Below are 2602 nucleotides of genomic sequence, written 5' to 3'. Positions count from 1 at the left end.
TTTCGGTTTTCTTGTAAAAATTTTGCGAGGAAAACCGGGCGGATTCGAAAACTCTTGTGGCGTTGCTCGTGACACCTCCAAGGACGATTGGGGATCTAAGAAAGAACCTTGGTTTTTGATGGAGGAAGGAAAAAGCCCGTGCAACTTGGGGACGCTCACGAGAGACGGAGCTTTGCGTATCTCACTTGAGCTAAGAGAGGCTAAGCTCCAAGAGCGATGGTCGCAATCTTCCCAAAACATTGCGAGCTTTGGCTTACCGACCGGAGTCAACTGATCCACGTACAAGGCAATGGGGTTCGGTAGGTGATTGCCGCAAAAAAATGCCCTAGGCCTTGAGCGATCGGGCCCGAGGGGAAAGCCAAGTGGCTTCTGCCCAGGAGCTATTGCTCGAGATTCGGAAAACGATCGCGAAAAAAGCCGATCCCGTCATACTGCGGAGCCCGGTCGGTTCGGTGCGCTCTCTTATCTGCAAGCCCATCAATACTTGGGAGTATTGGGTTTACCCTCCTCGCCTCCTTCTGGTGGAAACGGAAAGAGAGGAGCGGATCGCAGAAAAGGGAGCGATCGATGGACTCCTGCAGCCCGTCCCTCCCGGCCGGAAGTTTCCCCCGGAGCACTCGTCACTCATTCTAAGCCACTCGCCCAGGAAGAGCCGGAGTTTTTTGAGCTCAAAAGTTCCCGGGAGGTCTCTCCCGTGGATCCCTGCTGGGGGAGGCGACCCCAGTCTGCAATTCGACCCGGCTCTTTTCCCTGGTCTCCGGGCTCATCGCCGGGCTCCCAAGCGCAATGGATGTCAAAAGGCTTCCACGGAAGAAATCCCCCACAATGCTTCGTTGCCTTTACGCGATCCGACGTTGCCCGGCTTTCGCCCGAGGCAAATTTTCGCGGCGCATGCTTTGCAAAATACCTAAAGAAGGAAACCGAGCTCCTCCAAAAACTGGGCCTGCTTCCTCTTTTTTCTCACGGACCCAAGTGGATCAGGGAGACAGGACCAAACCATTCACCTACTCGGCTACGGTCATTTACCTTCAAACAGTGTCAAAGTTAAGCTAGGGATGCTGGGGTGCGCATGCGGAGAGGAGCGGAGGGGAGGGGCCCACCCTGGTGGTGACTCGAAAAAACGTTCCCTGCGCGAAACGGTGTTCGCACTGCGGGCAAATCAGGCTAGCGCTTTCGCTCTCCAAGAGAGCCTTTCGGTGTCGGGCCTTGCGGGTTTTCAGTGGACAGGGACCCCGATGTTTCGTTTCACTTGCTTCGTTACTGGCAGGGCCATCCCAAGGAACCCACCGGGAGTTCGCTGGAAAGTTACACCTGTGGACGTCACTCTGGCAGCAGAACGGCCTTGGGGCGGGCTACCAGCTATGGGGCGTGGACGGAAGGAAGCAACCGGTCATTGGGTTTTGCTAAAACAAAATAGATGACTGTGTGTTCCGGAACGGTGAACTAAGCTTGCGATCCGAAAGATCTCTCCTTGTAACCCTGGAACCAGATCCCAACGATCGGACGCCTGTAGCTAAACCTTGCCACAAACGTAGAAGAGGTTTTGCTTCCTGGTCCTGGGTCACGTAAACTCCTCAATCCACCGAAAGCCAAGTCCCTAGCCTCCGACCGTAAAGCCCATGGCTAGGCTTGCCTGTGCTCTTAAGAGCATGTTCCGGCGATCCAGCTTCGAAAGGCCATCGCCCTCTTTGCTCGGGCAGTATAAAGCGCGACTTGCTTTCAATAAAACCTCAAGCCTGTCCTCGCCAGTTGCCGCGGGTAGCTCTTCTGGTTTCTTTTTTTCCGGTTCTTCCGTTGCGCTTTTTTTCGCACAAAAGTCCACACGGAAACCCTTACCGGCTGCCTCTTCCCATCCAAAGTTATTAGCACCCTGGAAACCTTTTGAGTCAGCCGTAAAACGCGTTGTATGCATGCAAACAGGAACGGTCTGCAACGACCGTCGGCACACAGAACCAGTGACTCCTTCCCATGGATCGAAGCGACGTCAATCGGCGATCTCACGGTCATGGCGGAAAGACCACCCCATCGAGGACTCGCCAAACCCCTTGCGCCCGTGCCTGCGCATCCGCTTCCCCCTTAATCTCTTCGCCGGCTACCACCGCTAGTACGGAAACTCCAGTCGCACGATGGAGAAGTCCTGCTCGCCGTACCGCCCGTTCCACATCGTAGTTCTCCACCTCTCTTGACACTTCGACTACAAGATAGGTCGATTCGCCGTCCCGGCGTCCCTGCGCGATCACATCCGCATTGAGCACGTCCCCGGCCTCTTCTTCCGTGATTCGACCTGCCGCAACCGCATCACCCAACACGTCCTGCAGTTCTCCAGGATCCATCACTGAAATTCTCTTAAGAATGCGTTGGAAAAAGGAATACGCCCGTTCCCGATACCGGCGTTCAAGATCACTGCCTAGAAGACTCCCCACACGATCCTCTAGGGTCCCAACCCGTCGCTCTAATTGCCTGTGCGCTTCAACCAGGTCCGCCAACTGTTCCTCGATCCGCCTCTGAGCCTCAGCCAGCTCTCCCATCCGCTCCTCCGATCGCCGCTGGGCTTGAGCCAACTCCTCTAACCTCTCCTCCGTCCGCCTCTGAGCCTCAGCCA

The 2602-nt window shown here is 55.8% G+C and carries 2 protein-coding genes and 1 pseudogene; 1 reads left to right on the top strand and 2 read right to left on the bottom strand.

Annotated elements, in window-relative coordinates; all coding sequences use genetic code 11:
• Nucleotides 1-332 precede the first annotated feature (332 nt).
• Nucleotides 333-911 carry a hypothetical protein gene (locus KK925_RS09970; protein ID WP_174583587.1) on the top strand — a complete coding sequence of 193 codons (579 nt, stop codon included), beginning with the start codon at nucleotides 333-335 and terminating at the stop codon, nucleotides 909-911.
• A gap of 686 nt (nucleotides 912-1597) precedes the next feature.
• On the opposite strand, the gene KK925_RS09965 is transcribed toward KK925_RS09970, so the two are convergent.
• Nucleotides 1598-1912: a hypothetical protein gene (locus KK925_RS09965; RefSeq protein ID WP_174583586.1), complete on the bottom strand. Its 315-nt coding sequence runs from the start codon at nucleotides 1910-1912 to the stop codon at nucleotides 1598-1600.
• Nucleotides 1913-2003: 91 nt separating this feature from the next.
• Nucleotides 2004-2602, bottom strand: a pseudogene (locus KK925_RS09960) (hypothetical protein); the annotation flags it as partial.

This window comes from Candidatus Methylacidithermus pantelleriae (genome assembly GCF_905250085.1).
Taxonomy (GTDB): domain Bacteria; phylum Verrucomicrobiota; class Verrucomicrobiia; order Methylacidiphilales; family Methylacidiphilaceae; genus Methylacidithermus; species Methylacidithermus pantelleriae.
This window is presented reverse-complemented; position numbering and strand designations above follow the sequence as displayed.